Genomic DNA, 17,549 nt, shown 5'->3' on the forward strand with positions numbered 1-17,549 from the left:
AGGTCCAAATGCGTCGTCTCGGTTTGATCCTGTTATCCCTGGGGTTGGGCGCCTGTTCCAGCCCCAACCCTTACGTGGCCAGTTCGGCGCCGATGCCGCCGGCACCTGCGCAGGCGGCCAACGTGTTCGATGCCAGCGCGTATCCGGCGCCCGTGCGCGACTACGGCGCCTACCGCAATTGGGCCTGGCGCAACGGCCAGCTCCCGGCGGGCAGTGCCTGGGCGGATTCGGCGCAGATTGCCGAGGCGGTCAGCGGTGCGCTGGACCAGCGTGGCTTGCGCCCGCTGCATGATAACCGTGCGCCGGACCTGTTGGTCAGCGCCGACGTGCACACGGAAAGGCGCCTGCGGCAGGTGCGCGATGATTATGAATACGGCGGGGGTTACGGCGGCGGCTACGGCGGTTACAACCGCTATGGCAATCGCTACGGCATGTACAACTCGGCACCGCTGGTGCGCACCTATGAAGTGCAGGTGGTTGTGGTGCGGGTCGACCTGTTCGACGCGCGCAGCGGCCAGCCGGTGTGGAGTGCCAGCGCGGAGACCGGCAGCTCGGGCAGCCTGGGCGAGCGCGCCGATGCGTTGCGCCAGGCGGTGCAAAAGGCGCTGACGGCGTATCCTCCGCATTAACGCTAGGGTCTGGGAGAATCACCATGTTTGGACGTATCGCTGTGCTTGCCGTTGTCCTGCTGCTGGGCGGTTGCCAGAGCGGCCAGGTCAACCACGATTTTGACGCCAGCCGAGACTTCGGCGCCTACCGCAGTTGGGCCTGGAAAGACCCGGCCCTGCAATACAGCCCGGATGATCCGCGCATCAAGAGCGACCTCACCGAACAGCGCATCCGCCAGGCCGTGGGCGAGCAACTGGACCAGCGCGGCCTGCGCGCTGCCGCGCCAGGCGCGCGGGCCGACCTGCGTGTGCAGGCCTACCTGATCGTCGAAGATCGCCAGCAACAAGTCACCACTAATTACGGCGGCCCGTGGGGCAACCCGTGGAACGGCTACTGGGGCGCGCCGATGTACAACGAAACGCGCAACCTCACCTACAAGGTGGCGACCCTGCAGATCGATCTGCTCGACGGCAAGGACGGCAAGCTGGTGTGGCGCGGCAGCGACGAGCAACTGATGGCCAGCTCGCCCAACCCGCAGGATCGCGACAAAGCCATACGCACCACGGTGGCGCGAATCCTCTCCAGCTACCCGCCCCGTTAAAGACACCCCAGCTCCAGTATGTGAATGGGGTTCATGTGGGAGGGAGCAAGCCCCCTCCCACATTCAAGCAATGGGTCGCCAGGTGCCGACCATGTGTTCGATATCACCCGCACCTTTGAGCTGCAATTCACCGCTGGCCCCCGGTGCGCTGGCAGATAGCGTCACTTCGCCGGGCAGACGCACCGGCTTTTTGAACGCCACGTCGATCTCCACATTCGCCGCAGGCAAGTGCTCTCCCAGCGCGGCAAGCAGGCGCGCCTTGTTCCACAAGCCATGGGCAATAGCCTGGGGGAAGCCGAACAGTTTGGCGGTGAGCGCGCTCAGGTGGATCGGGTTGTAGTCGCCGGACACCCGTGCATAGCGTCGACCTATGTCGGCCGGAGCTTTCCAGCGGGTCAGTTCGCTGACGTCCAAGGGCGCAGGCCGCGTGTCATCCGGCGCTTCACCGTCGAGCTTGACGCCTCGGCACAGCATGCGGCTCTCGGCTTGCCACAGCAGGCCGAGGGCATCGTGGGCGGTGGTCACCAGATCGAAAGTGGCACCCTTGGCGTGGGGCTGGAGATTTTCGGCATGCACCGCCAGGGTCAGCTCGCTGACACTGCCCAGGGGCCGATGCAGGCGAATGCGATTACTCAGGTGGATCAGCCCCAGCAAGGGAAACGGGAACTGCCGGTCGGTGAGCAGTTGCATCTGCAGGCCGAACGCGAGGATATGCGGGTAAGTCGCCGGCAATATCGGCCCGTCGGCAAAACCGCAGACCTTGCGATACGCCGCCACGTGCCGTGGCTCAAGGCTGACCCGGCAGCGCAGGCCCTTGTCGGGCAGCGTGCTGCCGCTGATCTTGCGCTTGAGCGCCGCGCGCCAGTACAGCGGCGGAAGAAACGGCGGGCTGTCCAGTGTTTGCCAATCCATGCTTACGCTCCCAGAAGACTTTGCCCACAGACCCGCAGGGCCTGGCCGGTGACCGCGCCGGACCCCGGCTGGCCAAGCCATGCCACGGCTTCGGCGACATCCTGGGGCAGGCCGCCCTGGCCCAGTGAACTCATGCGTCGCCCGGCCTCACGCAGGCCGAACGGAATATGCGCGGTCATCTGGGTTTCGATAAACCCCGGCGCCACGGCATTGATGCTGATGCCTCGTTGCTGCAACAGCGGTGCCCAGGCCTGGGCCAGGCCGATCAGGCCGGCCTTGCTCGCGGCGTAGTTGGTCTGCCCGCGGTTGCCGGCGATGCCGCTGATGGAGGCCAGCAGCACCACGCGCGCGTTGTCGTGCAGGGTGCCGCTGTCGAGCAGGGCCTTGGTCAGCACCTGCGGCGCATTGAGATTGACCGCCAGCACGGCGTCCCAGTATTCCGGGGTCATGTTGGCCAGGGTCTTGTCGCGGGTGATGCCGGCGTTGTGCACCAGGATGTCGAGGCCGTCGGGCAGGTGTTCGATCAACTGGGCGGCGGCGTCTTCGGCGCAGATATCCAGGGTGATGGTGCGCGCGCTCAGGCGCGCGGCCAGGGCGTCGAGGTCGGCCTTGGCCTGGGGCACGTCCAGCAGGATCACCTCGGCGCCATCGCGGGCCAGGGTTTCGGCGATGGAGGCGCCAATGCCGCGTGCGGCGCCGGTGACCAGTGCCTTGCGCCCGGCCAGTGGGCGCGTCCAGTCCTCCACTGGCGTTGCGCAGGCTTGCAGGCGCAGCACCTGGCCCGAGATGTAGGCGCTTTTGGGCGAGAGGAAAAACCTCAGCGCACCTTCCAACTGGTCTTCAGCCCCCGCGCCGACATACAGCAACTGCAGCACACCGCCGCTGCGCAACTCCTTGGCCAGGGAACGGCTGAACCCTTCGAGGGCGCGCTGGGCGCTGGCGGCAAACGGATCGTCGAGGCTTTGCGGCGCGCGACCGAGGATCACCAGGTGGGCGCTGTGGTCGAGGTTCTTCAGCAGCGGCTGGAAGAACTCGCGCAGTTGCTTGAGCTGATCGGTGTGCTGCAAGCCGCTGGCGTCGAACACCACTGCCTTGAGTTTGGGACCGTGGCCGGGAATCCAGGTCGAGGCCTCGGTGCCATAGCGGTAAGTGGCGTCGGTAAATTTGTGGGCAAACGCCTGCACCTTGTCGGCCAGCGCGCCGCCGCTCAGCAACAGCGCACCCTCCACCGGGCGCAGGCGCCCGGCTTGCCAGCGTTCCAGGCGCACCGGTGACGGCAGGCCAATGGCGGCGACCAGGCGATGGCCGAGGCTTGAGTTGGCGAAGTCGATATAACGGTCAGACATGGAACGCTCTCCGAAGGCTGGGGTTCAAAAGGTTGACCATTCCAGGGTAGCAGTCGTTCGACTAGGCTCAGTGATCCAGCCCGCAACCGACAGAGGGAGCTTCTTATGACTCAATTGCGCCGTGTGGCGATCATTGGCGGTAACCGCATTCCGTTCGCCCGCTCCAATGGCCCTTACGCCACGGCGAGCAACCAGGCGATGCTGACCGCTGCGCTGGAAGGCCTGATCGAACGCTACGACCTGCACGGCCAGCGCATTGGCGAAGTGGTTGCCGGCGCTGTGCTCAAGCATTCGCGCGACTTCAACCTCACCCGCGAGTGCGTGCTGGGCTCGCGGCTGTCGCCGCAGACGCCGGCCTATGACATCCAGCAGGCCTGCGGCACGGGGCTGGAGGCGGCGTTGCTGGTGGCCAACAAGATCGCTCTGGGCCAGATCGAGTGCGGTATTGCCGGCGGCGTCGACACCACCTCGGACGCGCCGATTGGCGTGAATGAAGGGCTGCGCAAGATCTTGCTGCAGGCCAATCGCGCCAGGTCCATGGCGGATAAATTAAAAGTCCTGTTACAACTTCGCCCGCAGCACCTCAAGCCCGAGCTGCCGCGCAATGGCGAACCGCGCACCAAAATGTCGATGGGCCAGCACTGTGAATTGATGGCGCAGACCTGGCAGATCCCCCGCGCCGAGCAGGACCAACTGGCCCTTGAGAGTCACCGGAAAATGGCCGCCGCCTATGCCGAAGGCTGGCACAACGATTTGCTCACACCGTTTATGGGGCTCACCCGTGATAACAACCTGCGCCCCGACCTGACCCTGGAAAAACTCGCCGCGCTCAAGCCTGCCTTCGAGCGCAGTGAAAAAGGCACGCTCACCGCCGGCAACTCCACGCCGCTCACCGATGGTGCATCCCTGGTGTTGCTGGGCAGCGAAGCCTGGGCCCGTGAGCGCGGCTTGCCGATTCTGGCGTACCTGCGCGACGGCGAAGCGGCGGCGGTGGATTTCGTCAACGGCGCCGAAGGCCTGTTGATGGCTCCGGTGTACGCGGTGCCGCGCCTGTTGGCGAGGAATGGTCTGACGCTGCAGGACTTTGATTACTACGAAATCCACGAAGCGTTCGCCGCCCAGGTGCTGTGCACGCTCAAGTCTTGGGAAGACGCCGACTATTGCCGGACGCACCTGGGGCTGGACGCGCCGCTGGGCGCTATCGACCGCAGCCGGCTGAACGTCAAGGGCAGCTCCCTGGCCGCCGGGCACCCGTTTGCAGCCACCGGTGGGCGGATCGTCGCCAACCTGGCCAAGTTGCTCGACGCGGCGGGCAAGGGGCGCGGCTTGATTTCGATCTGCGCCGCAGGTGGGCAGGGGGTGACTGCCATCATTGAACGCTGATGGGCAGTGAAATTGGCACACAGGATGCATTCTTGGGTGGTCAAAGGTCGGTCGCCTCTCCCACCGGCGCGCCGATTGCCGTATAACGAGTGCCATACGCGTATTTGGTAATAAAGGACCCACAATAAAAGCTGATGAAGACTCCTAAACGCATTGAACCCCTGATCGAAGACGGTCTGGTCGACGAAGTGCTGCGCCCTCTGATGAGTGGTAAAGAAGCAGCTGTTTATGTGGTGCGCTGCGGCAACGAATTGCGTTGCGCCAAGGTTTACAAGGAGGCGAATAAACGAAGTTTTCGTCAGGCGTCCGAATACCAGGAGGGCCGCAAGGTCCGCAACAGCCGCCAGGCCCGGGCCATGGCCAAGGGCTCCAAGTTCGGCAAGAAAGAAACCGAAGACGCCTGGCAGAACGCGGAAGTGGCGGCATTGTTCCGTCTGGCCGGTGCGGGCGTTCGCGTGCCCAAGCCGTACGACTTCCTCGAAGGCGTGCTGTTGATGGAACTGGTGGCCGATGAATACGGTGATGCGGCGCCGCGTCTGAACGACGTGACCCTGGACCCGGATCAGGCGCGCGAATACCACGCCTTCCTGATCTCCCAGATCGTACTGATGCTGTGTACCGGCCTGGTGCACGGTGACCTGTCCGAGTTCAACGTACTGCTCACGCCGACGGGCCCGGTGATCATCGACCTGCCCCAGGCGGTGGATGCGGCGGGCAACAACCACGCGTTCAGCATGCTCGAGCGCGATGTAGGCAACATGGCGTCCTACTTCGGGCGTTTCGCCCCGGAGTTGAAGGCGACCAAATATGCCAAGGAAATGTGGGCGTTGTACGAAGCTGGCACCCTGCACCCGGCCAGCGTATTGACCGGTGAGTTCGACGAGCCGGAAGAGCTGGCGGACGTGGGCGGTGTGATCCGCGAGATCGAAGCGGCGCGGCTGGACGAAGCGCGCAAGCAGGCGATTCGGGCGGCGGATGATGCGCCACCGAGCAAGGGATCCGACGAGCCACCGCCGCCGCCCTGGATGCAGTGATCTTCAGGTAAATGAAGATTAAAAATGTGGGAGGGGGCGTGCTCCCGGTAGCGGTGGGTCAGTCAGCCAATCTGTGACTGGCCCGCCGCTATCGGGAGCAAGCCCCCTCCCACATTGGTTCGTGGTGTGTCATTAAGATCTTCAGGCGCAACAGCTTCCGGACGCCAATTCCTTGAGGATCGGGCAGTCCGGCCTGTGGTCGCCCTGGCAGTGATCCATCAGGTCCTGCAGGGTGTCGCGCAGTTGCCCAAGCTCCAGAATCTTCTGGTTCAACGCCTCGATATGCTGCCGCGCCAGTGCCTTTACATCGGCGCTGGCGCGTTGCCGGTCCTGCCACAGGGTCAGCAACTTGCCGACCTCTTCCAATGAAAACCCAAGGTCCCGCGAGCGTTTGATGAACGCCAGGGTGTGCAGGTCCTGCGCGCCGTATACGCGGTAGCCACTGTCGGTGCGCTGGGCGGCTTCGAGCAGGCCGATGGCTTCGTAGTAGCGAATCATCTTTGCGCTCAGGCCACTGTGGCGAGCGGCTTGGCCGATGTTCATGGGTGTTTGTCCTCCAGGTGCTGCGGTTTCCAGGTGTTCAACAGTAGCGCATTGCTCACCACGCTGACGCTGGACAAGGCCATCGCCGCGCCGGCAATCACCGGGTTGAGCAGGCCGAATGCCGCCAGCGGAATGCCGATTACGTTAAACACAAAGGCCCAGAACAGGTTCTGGCGGATTTTTGCACAGGTTTTGCGGCAGATTTGCAGCGCCGCCGGCACCAGGCGCGGGTCGCCGCGCATCAGGGTGATACCGGCGGCGTGCATGGCCACATCGGTGCCACCGCCCATGGCAATGCCGATATCGGCAGCGGCCAGGGCCGGGGCGTCGTTGATGCCGTCGCCGATCATGGCCACTACGCCGGTTTTTTTCAGTTGCGCGATGATGGCGGCCTTCTCGGCGGGCAGCACCTGTGCGTACACGTCCTCAATGCCCAGCGCCTGGGCCACGGCCTGCGCGCTGCCGCGATTGTCGCCGGTGAGCAAGTGGCAGCCGATGTGTTGCGCCTTGAGCGCCTGCACCGCCGCCAGCGCGCCGGGCTTGAGCGTATCGCCAAAGGCGAACAGCCCGAGCACGCGCGGTTGCGCACCTTGCTCGATCAGCCAGGACAGTGTGCGGCCTTCGGCTTCCCAAGCGCTGGCGCGGGTTGCCAGTTCGCCTGCGCTCAAGCCGTGTTCCTGCAGCATGCGCGTGTTGCCCAACGCCAGTTGCCGACCGTCAACGGTGCCGGTCATGCCGCGCCCGGTGAGGGATTGGCTGGCACTCGCGTCGGCGACGGGCAGTCCCTGTTCGTTGCAGGCATCCAGTACCGCCCTGGCCAACGGGTGCTGGCTGCCACGTTGCAACGCGCCGGCCTGTTGCAGCAGCTGTGACGCGTTGCCCACCACCGCCACCAGGTGCGCGATGGTTGGCGCGCCGCTGGTGAGGGTGCCGGTCTTGTCGAACACCACAGTGCTTACGGCATGGGCGCGCTCGAGCGCTTCGGCGTCCTTGATCAGAATGCCGTGATGCGCGGCGACGCCGGTGCCGGCCATGATCGCGGTGGGCGTGGCCAACCCCAGGGCGCAGGGGCAGGCGATCACCAGCACGGCGACCGCATTGATGATCGCGGTTTCCAGCGGCGCGCCGTACAGCCACCAGCCCACCAGGGTGACCAACGCCAGCGCCAGCACCGCCGGGACGAACACCTGGCTGACTTTATCCACCTGTTTCTGGATGGGGGCCTTCGCCGCCTGGGCGTCTTCCACCAGGCGAATGATCCGCGCCAGCACGCTTTCTGCGCCAAGGGCCAGGGTGCGCACCAGCAGGCGGCCTTCGCCGTTGATGGCGCCGCCGGTAACCGGGTCGCCCGGCTGTTTGGGCACCGGCAGGCTTTCGCCGCTGATCAGTGCTTCATCGGCGTGGCTGTGGCCGTCCACCACTTCACCGTCCACCGGGAAGCGCTCGCCGGGTTTGACCATGACCAGGTCGTGGCGCTTGAGCTGGTGGATGGCGACGCTTTCTTCACGTCCGTCCCGCACGCGCACCGCCCGCTCCGGGCGCAGCGCCTCCAGGGCACGGATGGCGCTGGCAGTCTGGCGCTTGGCGCGGCTTTCCAGGTGTTTGCCGAGCAGCACCAGGGCGATCACCACCGCAGATGCTTCGAAATACAAGTGCGGCGCGGTGGCGCTCAGCCACTGATGAATGCTCAGGCCATACGCGGCGCTGGTGCCAATGGCCACCAGCAGGTCCATGTTGCCGCTGCCGGCCCGCACGGCCTTCCAGGCGGCGCTGTAAAAACGCGCGCCGAGGATGAACTGCACCGGCGTGGCCAGGGCGAACTGTGCCCAGGCCGGGAGCATCCAGTGCAGGCCGAAGGGTTGCATCAGCATCGGCAGCACCAGGGGCAACGCCAGCGCAATCGCCAGCAGCAACGCCCAACGCTCGCGGTGCAGGCGCCGGGCCTGGTCGGCCTGAGTATCAATGTCGGATTGGGGCAGGGTGGCGGTGTAGCCGGCCTTGTCGATGGCGGCGATCAATACGCCAGGGTCCATTGGGCCGAGTACTTGGACATGGGCGCGTTCGTTGGCCAGGTTGACGCTGACGCTGTGCACCCCCGGCACCTGGCCCAGCGCGCGTTCGACCCGGCCGGCACAACTGGCGCAACTCATGCCGCTGATGGGCAGGTCGAAGGTGGTGGATCGGTTCATGGGGCAGTCCTCCAAGGGAAGTGGCCCCAAGCATCAACCTTGACCTGTGGGGAAGGTCAAGGTTGATGTTTCAGTAATCGAGTTCGGCCGCCTTGAGGTACATGCCGTCCGGCCCCTGGGCAATACGCAACTTGCGTATGTCGCCGGCCTTGAGCGTGATGTTCTGCGCGGGCGGCGCAAGCAGGCCCGGCAGGCAGCCCGGGGCCTGGCCCTGCAGCAGCTTGAGGCGCAGCGACACGTCGCCCGGCGGCAGGTTGAACGAGGTGGACTCTTCCTGGAACAGGCGGCCGGCCAGTTGGTCCTGGATGTAGAGGCCGATTTCGCAGGTGGTCGGCACTTCCAGGCGTTCACGGGAAATGATCAGCACTGCGTAATCCTGTGCGGCACTGGCCAGGGGCGCAGCGGTAGACAGGCTCAGCAGGCCGGCAACGGCGAAATACGACCAGCGCATGGCGAATGCTCCGTGGTTCAGATGCAAAGATAGGTGCAGCTTGGCCGACCGCGCGTGCAAATACCAGCCCGGCCGATGTTGCTGGAACTTGATGGGAAGAAGGCGACAGGGGCGTCTGAACGTCAATAGTTAGCGAGCTATCGTTCTATCCAAGAAACTCACCCGCAGCTAGACTATCGGGCTGCCGACTCACTTGGGTGTCTGATGAACCTTCGCATAATCCTGATCCTGGGCGCCTTGAGCGCCTTCGCGCCGTTGTCGATCGATTTTTACCTGCCGGGCTTTCCGGCGATGGCCACGGCGTTTGCCACCGATGAAAAGCATATCCAGCTGACCCTGGCGGTGTATTTCGCAGGCCTGGCCATTGGTCAATTGATCTACGGCCCGCTGGCCGACCGCTTCGGGCGCCGGGTGCCGCTGCTCAGCGGCGTGATTCTGTTTACCCTCGCGTCTTGCGCCTGCGCGTATGCGCCGTCTCTGGAATGGCTGATTGGCGCGCGCTTCGTGCAGGCCCTGGGCGGGTGCGCGGGCATGGTGATTTCCCGCGCGGTGGTCAGTGACAAGTGCGATGCCATAGGCTCGGCCAAGGTGTATTCGCAACTGATGCTGGTGACCGGCCTGGCGCCGATCCTGGCGCCGTTGGCGGGCGGGGTCATGGTCGGCTTGTGGGGCTGGCAGTCGATCTTTCTGGCGTTGTCGCTGTTCAGCGCACTGGCCGCCATCGCGGTGGCGGTGGGGTTGCCGGAAACCTTCCCGGCCCATCAAGCGCGCCAACCGTTGTCCGGATCGTTGCGTCGTTACGCCGCGCTGCTCTCGGACCGTGTCTACCTCGGTTACGCGCTGACCGGCGGTATCTCGATTGCCGGGATGTTTGCCTACATCGCCGGGTCGCCTTTCGTCTTCATCAAGCTCTATGGCGTGGCACCCGAGCACTACGGCTGGCTGTTCGGCTCCAATGCGGCGGGCTTTATCCTGATGGCGCAGGTGAATGCGCGGCTGCTGGCCAAGCGTGGGCCGGCGTTCCTGCTGTCGCGTACCGTATGGTTGTATGCGTTGGCGGCGCTGACGCTGTTGGGCATCGCCGCGTTGCGCACCGAGGCGCTGTGGCCGTTGCTGGTGCCGCTGTTTATCTGCATCGCCAGCCTGGGCTGTATTTTGCCGAACACCTCGGCCTGTGCCATGACCGGGCAGGGCGCCCGGGCCGGCAGTGCTTCGGCGTTGCTGGGGTGCATTCAGTTCGGCGTGGCGGCGGGGGCCGCGTCGTTGGTGGGGGTGTTGCACGATGGCACCGCGCTGCCGATGGCGATGGTCATCAGCCTGTGCGGTGTACTCGCGGTGACCATTGCCGTGTCGACCCAGCGCCTGCAACGGGCGCGGGCCGAGCAGGCGCAGGTCTGACCGATCAGAACCCTTCGAGCACGATCTTGCCCTTGGCCTTGCCGCTTTCGAGCAACGCGTGGGCGCGGCGCAGGTTGTCGGCGTTGATCACGCCGAAGTGCTCGCCCAGTGTGGTTTTCAGGGTGCCGTTGTCGATCAGGTCGGCGACGCGGTTGAGCAAGTTGTGTTGCTCGATCATGTCCGGTGTTTCGAACATCGAGCGGGTGTACATGAACTCCCAGTGCAGCGACAGGCTCTTGCGCTTGAGCGTGCTCACGTCCAGCGCCTTGGGGTCGTCGATCAGCGCCAGTTTGCCCTGGGGCTGCAGCGCTTCCACCAGTTGCTCCAGGTGATGCTCGGTCTGGGTCAGGCTGGCGACGTGGGTCACCTGCGGGTGGCCGGCCTGTTGCAGGGCCTGGCTCAGCGGTTGGCTATGATCGATCACCAGGTGGGCGCCGAGGTCTTTGGCCCAGGCCTGGGTTTCCGGGCGCGAGGCGGTGCCGATCACTTTCAGTGCGGTAAGCCGGCTGGCCAACTGGGTGAGGATCGAGCCCACGCCCCCGGCGGCGCCGACGATCAGCAGGCTCTGGCCTTCATCTGTTTGACCTTCACGCACCTGCAGGCGCTCGAACAGCAGTTCCCAGGCGGTGATGGCGGTCAGGGGCAGGGCGGCCGCTTCGGCGAAACTCAGGCTTTTGGGCATGTGCCCGACGATGCGTTCGTCGACGGTGTGCAGCTCGCTGTTGCCGCCCGGGCGCACCAGGGAGCCGGCGTAGAACACCTTGTCACCGGGCTTGAACAGCGTCACGTCGCTGCCGACCGCCTTGACCACGCCCGCCACGTCCCAGCCCAGCACCTTGGCGGCGCCGTCCTGCGGGGTGACGTTCTGGCGGATCTTGGTATCGACCGGGTTGACCGAGATGGCTTTGACTTCCACCAGCAGGTCGCGCGGGCCGGCGACGGGTTCGGGCAGTTCGATGTCCTGCAGGGATTTTGGATCGTTGATCGGCAGTGAAGCGTAATAGGCGATGGCTTTCATGGGGGCTCCGCAAAAGGGTGATGGGAAGGTGCGGTGATCAGGCGAGCAATGTCAGGCGCTTGAGTTCGAAATGTTCGATCACATCGGCGGCCTTGGCGCGAAAGCTCTGGATATGTGCGCTCTGGTCGTGGTCGGCCAGGGCGGCGTCGTCGCTCCAGCGTTCGAGCATGTAGAAGGTCTGCGGGTGTTGCAGGTCCTGGTGCAGGTCGTATTGCTCGCAACCGGCTTCAAGGCGGGTGGGCTCCAACAGCTCGCGCAGGAGTTTTTCCAGGGTGTCCTGCTGGTCGGGCTTGGCGATCAGCGTGGCAATGACGTTAAAGGCGGTGGACATGGTCGACTCCAGATACGTGATGAGCGGGATGCACAGATGATTGGCTATTTGCAGGGCGGATAAAAGCCGCTAAAACAGAGGTCTGTTTCAATATAATTTTGATAATGGGTGGGTTTGATGCTGCGTTTTGATGATTTGCAGCTGTTTGTACGCGCCGCGGACCTGGGCAGTCTGTCGGCGGCGGCGCGGGTGATGGACCTGTCACCGGCAGTGGCAAGTGCCGCCCTCAAGCGCATCGAGCAGCAACTGGGCGCGCGCTTGCTGGCGCGTTCCACCCGCAGCCTGCGCCTGACGGCCGAGGGTGAGGGCTTTCTGGACTACGCGCGCACCGCGTTGGGTGCGCTGGAGGACGGACGGCGTCACCTGACCAGCGGCCAGGACCACGTCAGCGGTGTGCTGCAACTGTCGGCGCCTTCGGATTTCGGCCGCAACCTGCTGTTGCCGTGGCTGGATGAGTTCCAGCGCGAGCACCCGCAACTGAATATCCGTCTGCTGCTGGGCGACCGTATTGCCGACCTGTTTCGCCAGCCGGTGGACATTGCCCTGCGTTATGGCGAGCCCGAGGATTCCAGCCTGGTCGCGCTGCCTGTTGCGCCGGACAATATCCGCGTGCTTTGCGCCGCGCCCAGCTATCTCGCGCGGCATGGCGAGCCGCAGCATCTGGAGCAACTGGCCCAGCACAATTGCCTGCTGTATATGCTCGGCACCCGCGTGCACGATCAATGGGGCTTTCACGACGGCAAGCGCAAGGTCGGCCTGACGGTTACGGGCGATCGCTTCAGTGACGACGCCGATGTGGTGCGGCGCTGGGCAGTGGCGGGCATGGGCATTGCCTACAAGTCCTGGCTGGATGTGAGCGCCGAGGTGCTGACCGGGCGCCTGCGCCTGATCCTGCCGGCGCTGCGCGGCGAGCGCACGCCCCTCAATCTGCTGTGCGCACACCGTGCGCAATTGAGCAAGCCCATCAACCTGCTGCGGGAAATGCTCGTGTCCCGCTGTGCGACATTGACGGCGCAAATGCCCGGATGAATGCGTGCGACGTAAAACCTTCCATCAATGTCGGAAATTTCACTCAGCTTATGTCCCTATCCATACTGTAAGACCCCATGGAACCGGCACTTTGGGTGCCTGTACTCTGGCGGCAACCGCATCAGAAAAATGCGTCAACAGGGAGTGGATAGATGGAACAGGCACCATGCATCAGTCGTATTGCCAGCTTGCTGGCCGAGCCCAAGCGCACCGCCATGCTCTGGGCATTGATGGACGGTTCGGCGAGGTCGTCGGAGGAATTGGCGACGCTGGCGGGCGTGTCGTCGACCTCGGCCAATGCGCACCTGGCGCGACTGACCGGCAGCGGCCTGCTGCGGGTCGAGGTGCGGCGTGGCCGGCGCCTCTTCCGCGTTGCCGCCGCCGACGTCAGCCTGGCCATCGACGCCCTGGCCAGCACCACCATGGCCAGTGCCGCGCGTTGTTCACCCCAGGTGGCGCCCGTGTCGTTGGCAGCGCCGGCGCTGTTACGCCACGCGCGTTTGTGTCACGGCCATCTGGGCGGTGAACTGGCGGCGCAGTTGTACCAACGGATGATAGCGGCGGGGTGGATCGAGCGCTGTGAGCAGCGCGTCGAAGTCACGCCCAAGGGCGCGCAGCAACTGGCCGGCCTGGGGATTTTCACCCAGGCGCTGAGCACGCCGCTGGTGTGCGATTGTTTCGATTGGAGTCAGCAGCAACCGCACCTGGGCGGCGCGTTGGGGGCGGGGCTGATGCAGCTGTTTTTGCAGTCGAACTGGATCCGCGCCACGCATGAGTCGCGCGGCCTGTTGGTAAGCCCCATGGGGCTGCTGGAAATCGCCCGCCTGGCCGAACCGGCCCAGGCCTGAGACGGTTGGCGTCGTTCAGGGTTTCAGTCAGGTCGCATCCAGCAATAGCCCGCCAATACGATGCCGCACACTCGCCGAGGGGAATTTCACACGGTGGGGTGCAGCATGGGCAGGCAAGGCTATAGCGCGGCGGAACGGCTGGAACGGTTACCTTTGAGCGGCTATCACCGCGTCATCTTTATCATCATCGCCCTGGCGTTTTTCTTCGACTCCATGGACCTGGCGATGATGACCTTTCTGTTGGGCTCGATCAAAACCGAGTTTGGCCTGAGCACGGCCCAGGCCGGGTTGCTCGCCAGCTCGAGTTTTTTTGGCATGGTGGTGGGCGCGTCCCTGTCCGGCATGCTGGCGGACCGCTTCGGCCGCAAGCCAGTGTTCCAGTGGAGCATCGTGCTGTGGGGCCTGGCCAGCTACCTGTGTTCCACAGCGCAGACGGTGGAGGCGCTGACCTTGTTCCGTGTGCTGCTGGGCATCGGCATGGGCATGGAGTTTCCGATTGCCCAGTCGATGCTGTCGGAGCTGATTCCCGCCAAGCGGCGCGGGCGCTACATCGCCTTGATGGACGGCTTCTGGCCGCTGGGTTTTGTGGCTGCCGGGGTGCTGTCTTACTTCCTGTTGCCGGTGATTGGCTGGCGCGACATCTTCCTGGTGCTGGCGGTGCCGGCGGTGTTTGTCCTGGCGATCCGCTTCTTTATACCGGAATCGCCGCGCTGGCTGGAGCAGGCCGGGCGGCATGCGGCGGCGGACAAGGTGCTGCTGGGGATCGAGCAGAAGGTGCGCGATTCGCTGGGCCGCGCGGACTTGCCCGAACCGATTGCATTGCCACGGGTTGAGAGTGCGCCGGGCACGTTCTTCTCTGCATTCCACCAGCTGTGGTCGGCGCAGTACCGTCAGCGCACGATGATGATCTGGAGCGTGTGGTTCTTTGCCCTGCTCGGGTTCTACGGGTTGACCTCGTGGCTGAGCGCGCTGCTGCAACAGTCGGGGTTTGCGGTGACACAGTCGGTGTATTACACGGTGATCATTTCCCTGGGCGGAATTCCCGGCTTCCTGATGGCGGCCTGGCTGGTAGAGCGCTGGGGGCGCAAACCGGTGTGTGTGGTGACGCTGCTCGGCGGCGGGGTGATGGCGTTTCTCTACGGACAAAGCGCGGTGTTTGGCGGCAACGTCGGCCTGCTGATCACCTCGGGGCTGCTGATGCAGTTCTTCCTGTTTGGCATGTGGGCGGTGCTGTACACCTACACGCCGGAGCTTTACCCCACGTCGGCGCGTGCGACAGGCTCCGGATTTGCCTCGGCCATAGGCCGGGTCGGCTCGCTGCTCGGGCCGTTGGTGACCGGGCTGGTATTCCCGATAACCGGGCAAGGCGGGGTGTTTGCCCTCGGCGCGCTGTGCTTTGCCGTGGCGGCACTGGTGGTGTGGGTGTTCGGAATGGAGACGAAGGGCAAGACCCTGGAAGAACTCACCGAAGCATGAAGAACACTGCAAACCAAATGTGGGAGGGGCAAGCCCCTCCCACATTTGGTTTTATTGATTAAGTTATGGCTTGATCAACCGCGCATCCAGGCTGTTCTGCGCCAGGCGTTTGGCCTGGTCCTGGGTCATGCCCAGGCTGGTGTACAGCGCATGGAAGTTCTCGGTGACATAACCGCCGAAGTACGCCGGGTCATCGGAGTTCACCGTCACTTTCACACCGCGCTCGAGCATGTCGAGGATGTTGTGCTGGGCCATGTCGTCGAATACGCAGAGCTTGGTGTTGGACAACGGGCACACGGTCAGCGGGATCTGTTCGTCGATGATGCGCTGCATCAGGCGCTCGTCTTCGATGGCGCGCACGCCATGGTCGATGCGCTGGATTTTCAACAGGTCGATGGCTTCCCAGATGTACTCGGGCGGGCCTTCTTCGCCGGCGTGGGCCACGGTGAGGAAGCCTTCGCCACGGGCGCGGTCGAACACCCGCTGGAACTTGCTCGGCGGGTGACCCATTTCCGAACTGTCCAGGCCTACGGCCACGAATGCGTCACGGAACGGCAGCGCCTGGTCGAGGGTTTTTTCGGCTTCGGCTTCGCTCAGGTGGCGCAGGAAGCTGAGGATCAGGCCGCTGGTGATGCCCAGTTGCTGCTCGCCGTCCTTGAGTGCGGCGGCGATGCCGTTGAGCACCACTTCAAAGGGAATGCCACGGTCGGTATGGGTTTGCGGGTCGAAGAACGGTTCGGTGTGGATCACGTTCTGGGCCTTGCAGCGCAGCAGGTAGGCCCAGGTCAGGTCGTAGAAGTCCTGGGAGGTGCGCAACACATCGGCGCCCTTGTAATACAGGTCGAGAAACTCCTGCAGGTTGTTGAAGGCGTAGGCCTTGCGCAGGGCTTCGACGTCGTTCCACGGCAACGCAATCTTGTTGCGTTCGGCCAGGGCGAACAGCAGCTCAGGCTCCAGCGAGCCCTCCAGGTGCAGGTGCAATTCGGCCTTGGGCAGGGCGTTGAGCCAATCGTACATAGTCAAATTCTCATCAGGTGCAATGGCGGCATTCTACAGGCCATGGCAGAAATAATCGGCAAAACCTGACCGGCAGGAGAGTATTCCTATTATTCGCGCAAGGGCGACTTGAATTAAGGTGTAACGAAACGTTAGCGGCGCGATGCAGTCTGTACCCCATCAATGACTGATTTGCCCTACCAGAAGGCCCGCAATGCTTACCTCACTCAAGCAAGAAAAATTCATGCTGCTGGCGCTGATTGCCGCCATCGCCGCCTACCCGCTGGAGCACTGGATGCTGCACAGCGGGCAGGTCGTGGCGCTGGTGGCGGGCGTGGTGTTGATCGGTTTTATCGTCATGGCCTCGATGCGCGTCGCCCACCATGCCGAGCAATTGGCGGAGAAGGTCGGCGACCCCTACGGCACCATGATCCTGACGCTGGCCGCCGTGCTGGTGGAAGTGGTGATCCTGGCCATCATGATGAGCAACGAACCTTCGCCCACCTTGGTGCGCGACACCATTTACTCGGCGGTGATGCTGGACATCAACGGCATCCTCGGCCTGGCCGCGCTGATGGGCGGCATCAAGCACGGTGAGCAGTCCTACAACGATGATTCGGCGCGCACCTACAGCGTGATGATCCTGACCGCCATGGGCGTGTCGATGGTGGTGCCGGAATTTATTCCCCAAGCCGACTGGAAGATTTACTCGGCGTTCACCATCGGCGCGATGGTGGTGCTCTACACCTTGTTCCTGCGCATGCAGGTCGGGCCGCACAGTTATTTCTTCAGCTACAGCTACCCGGAAAAACGCCGCAAGAAACTGCCGGAAGCCGAACATGAGGCGCCGGTGAGCCTGGCGTTTTCCATCGGCACCCTGGTGTTCGGTGTGATCGTGATTGGCGCGCTGGCCGAAGTGATGTCCAAGACCCTCGACCTGGGCCTGGAAGGCACCGGCGCACCGCCGGTGATCACGGCGATTGTGGTAGCGGCCATTTCCGCGGCGCCGGAGATCCTGACCGCATTGCGTGCGGCGCTGGCCAATCGCATGCAGTCGGTGGTGAACATTGCCCTGGGTGCCTCGTTGTCGACGGTGATTCTGACCGTACCGGTGATGGAAGCCATGGCGCTCTACAGCGGCCAGCCGTTCCAGATGGCGATGACCCCGGTGCAGACAGTGATGGTGTTTATCACGCTGATCGTGAGTGCGATCAACCTCAACGATGGCGAAACCAATGCCATCGAAGGGATGACGCACTTTGTGCTGTTTGCGACGTTCATCATGTTGTCGCTGCTCGGACTTTAAGCACCGCATAACGAATGTGGGAGGGGGCTTGCTCCCGATGGCGGTGTGTCAGCTACAGATAAGCTGACTGATCCACTGC

17 protein-coding genes are annotated in these 17,549 nt (G+C 64.0%); 9 read left to right on the forward strand and 8 right to left on the reverse strand.

Going from position 1 to position 17,549, the window contains the following annotated elements:
* Positions 1 to 8: 8 nt before the first annotated feature.
* Both RHM60_RS19650 and RHM60_RS19655 read left to right on the forward strand, forming a co-directional pair.
* Positions 9 to 629 (forward strand): DUF4136 domain-containing protein, encoded by a 621-nt coding sequence (locus RHM60_RS19650; protein WP_209988130.1) that lies wholly within the window; start codon positions 9 to 11, stop codon positions 627 to 629.
* A 23-nt stretch (positions 630 to 652) separates the two neighbouring features.
* Positions 653 to 1,210, forward strand: a complete 558-nt coding sequence (locus RHM60_RS19655; protein ID WP_209988133.1) for a DUF4136 domain-containing protein — start codon at positions 653 to 655, stop codon at positions 1,208 to 1,210.
* A 63-nt stretch (positions 1,211 to 1,273) separates the two neighbouring features.
* Here RHM60_RS19655 and RHM60_RS19660 read toward each other — a convergent pair whose 3' ends face one another.
* A complete protein-coding gene (locus RHM60_RS19660; protein ID WP_209988136.1) occupies positions 1,274 to 2,122 on the reverse strand; it encodes a MaoC family dehydratase in 849 nt (282 codons plus the stop codon).
* A 2-nt stretch (positions 2,123 to 2,124) separates the two neighbouring features.
* Positions 2,125 to 3,468, reverse strand: a complete 1,344-nt coding sequence (locus RHM60_RS19665) for a 3-oxoacyl-ACP reductase (RefSeq protein WP_322212545.1) — start codon at positions 3,466 to 3,468, stop codon at positions 2,125 to 2,127.
* 105 nt (positions 3,469 to 3,573) lie between these two features.
* Between RHM60_RS19665 and RHM60_RS19670 the strand changes: the two genes are divergently transcribed.
* Both RHM60_RS19670 and RHM60_RS19675 read left to right on the forward strand, forming a co-directional pair.
* Complete coding sequence (locus tag RHM60_RS19670) at positions 3,574 to 4,851, forward strand: acetyl-CoA C-acetyltransferase (RefSeq protein WP_322212546.1); 1,278 nt, start codon at positions 3,574 to 3,576, stop codon at positions 4,849 to 4,851.
* A gap of 134 nt (positions 4,852 to 4,985) precedes the next feature.
* Positions 4,986 to 5,885: a PA4780 family RIO1-like protein kinase gene (locus tag RHM60_RS19675; RefSeq protein WP_057009670.1), complete on the forward strand. Its 900-nt coding sequence runs from the start codon at positions 4,986 to 4,988 to the stop codon at positions 5,883 to 5,885.
* A gap of 141 nt (positions 5,886 to 6,026) precedes the next feature.
* On the opposite strand, the gene cueR is transcribed toward RHM60_RS19675, so the two are convergent.
* The 3 genes from cueR to RHM60_RS19690 all read right to left on the reverse strand — a co-directional run bounded on the left by cueR (position 6,027) and on the right by RHM60_RS19690 (position 9,068).
* Positions 6,027 to 6,428: a Cu(I)-responsive transcriptional regulator gene (gene cueR / locus RHM60_RS19680; RefSeq protein WP_322212547.1), complete on the reverse strand. Its 402-nt coding sequence runs from the start codon at positions 6,426 to 6,428 to the stop codon at positions 6,027 to 6,029.
* Entirely contained in the window at positions 6,425 to 8,617 is a 2,193-nt protein-coding gene (locus RHM60_RS19685; protein ID WP_322212548.1) for a heavy metal translocating P-type ATPase, read from the reverse strand. The genes cueR and RHM60_RS19685 overlap by 4 nt, the downstream gene beginning before the upstream one ends.
* A 70-nt stretch (positions 8,618 to 8,687) precedes the next feature.
* A complete protein-coding gene (locus RHM60_RS19690) occupies positions 8,688 to 9,068 on the reverse strand; it encodes a hypothetical protein (RefSeq protein WP_322212549.1) in 381 nt (126 codons plus the stop codon).
* Between the two features lie 204 nt (positions 9,069 to 9,272).
* On the opposite strand from RHM60_RS19690, the gene RHM60_RS19695 reads away from it, so the two are divergent.
* The gene (locus RHM60_RS19695; RefSeq protein ID WP_209988152.1) at positions 9,273 to 10,466 is read left to right on the forward strand and encodes a multidrug effflux MFS transporter; all 1,194 of its coding nucleotides are present in this window, start codon (positions 9,273 to 9,275) and stop codon (positions 10,464 to 10,466) included.
* Positions 10,467 to 10,470: 4 nt separating this feature from the next.
* Here RHM60_RS19695 and RHM60_RS19700 read toward each other — a convergent pair whose 3' ends face one another.
* Together RHM60_RS19700 and RHM60_RS19705 are read right to left on the reverse strand one after the other, a co-directional pair.
* Entirely contained in the window at positions 10,471 to 11,484 is a 1,014-nt protein-coding gene (locus RHM60_RS19700) for a zinc-binding alcohol dehydrogenase family protein (protein ID WP_322212550.1), read from the reverse strand.
* Positions 11,485 to 11,521: 37 nt separating this feature from the next.
* A complete protein-coding gene (locus tag RHM60_RS19705) occupies positions 11,522 to 11,815 on the reverse strand; it encodes a putative quinol monooxygenase (protein ID WP_231422446.1) in 294 nt (97 codons plus the stop codon).
* A 117-nt stretch (positions 11,816 to 11,932) separates the two neighbouring features.
* Here RHM60_RS19705 and RHM60_RS19710 point away from each other — a divergent pair, with 117 nt between their 5' ends.
* The 3 genes from RHM60_RS19710 to RHM60_RS19720 all read left to right on the forward strand — a co-directional run bounded on the left by RHM60_RS19710 (position 11,933) and on the right by RHM60_RS19720 (position 15,168).
* Entirely contained in the window at positions 11,933 to 12,844 is a 912-nt protein-coding gene (locus tag RHM60_RS19710) for a LysR family transcriptional regulator (protein ID WP_322212551.1), read from the forward strand.
* Positions 12,845 to 12,996: 152 nt separating this feature from the next.
* Positions 12,997 to 13,692: an ArsR/SmtB family transcription factor gene (locus tag RHM60_RS19715; RefSeq protein ID WP_209988162.1), complete on the forward strand. Its 696-nt coding sequence runs from the start codon at positions 12,997 to 12,999 to the stop codon at positions 13,690 to 13,692.
* Between the two features lie 105 nt (positions 13,693 to 13,797).
* The gene (locus RHM60_RS19720) at positions 13,798 to 15,168 is read left to right on the forward strand and encodes an MFS transporter (RefSeq protein WP_057009661.1); all 1,371 of its coding nucleotides are present in this window, start codon (positions 13,798 to 13,800) and stop codon (positions 15,166 to 15,168) included.
* Positions 15,169 to 15,231: 63 nt separating this feature from the next.
* Here the strand turns inward: RHM60_RS19720 and RHM60_RS19725 are convergent, their stop codons facing one another.
* Positions 15,232 to 16,185, reverse strand: a complete 954-nt coding sequence (locus tag RHM60_RS19725; RefSeq protein ID WP_003233123.1) for an adenosine deaminase — start codon at positions 16,183 to 16,185, stop codon at positions 15,232 to 15,234.
* Between the two features lie 193 nt (positions 16,186 to 16,378).
* On the opposite strand from RHM60_RS19725, the gene RHM60_RS19730 reads away from it, so the two are divergent.
* Positions 16,379 to 17,470, forward strand: coding sequence for a calcium:proton antiporter (locus RHM60_RS19730; protein WP_057009659.1), 1,092 nt, complete (start codon positions 16,379 to 16,381; stop codon positions 17,468 to 17,470).
* Positions 17,471 to 17,549: the final 79 nt, after the last annotated feature.

Source organism: Pseudomonas sp. MH9.3 (assembly GCF_034354675.1).
Lineage (GTDB): Bacteria > Pseudomonadota > Gammaproteobacteria > Pseudomonadales > Pseudomonadaceae > Aquipseudomonas.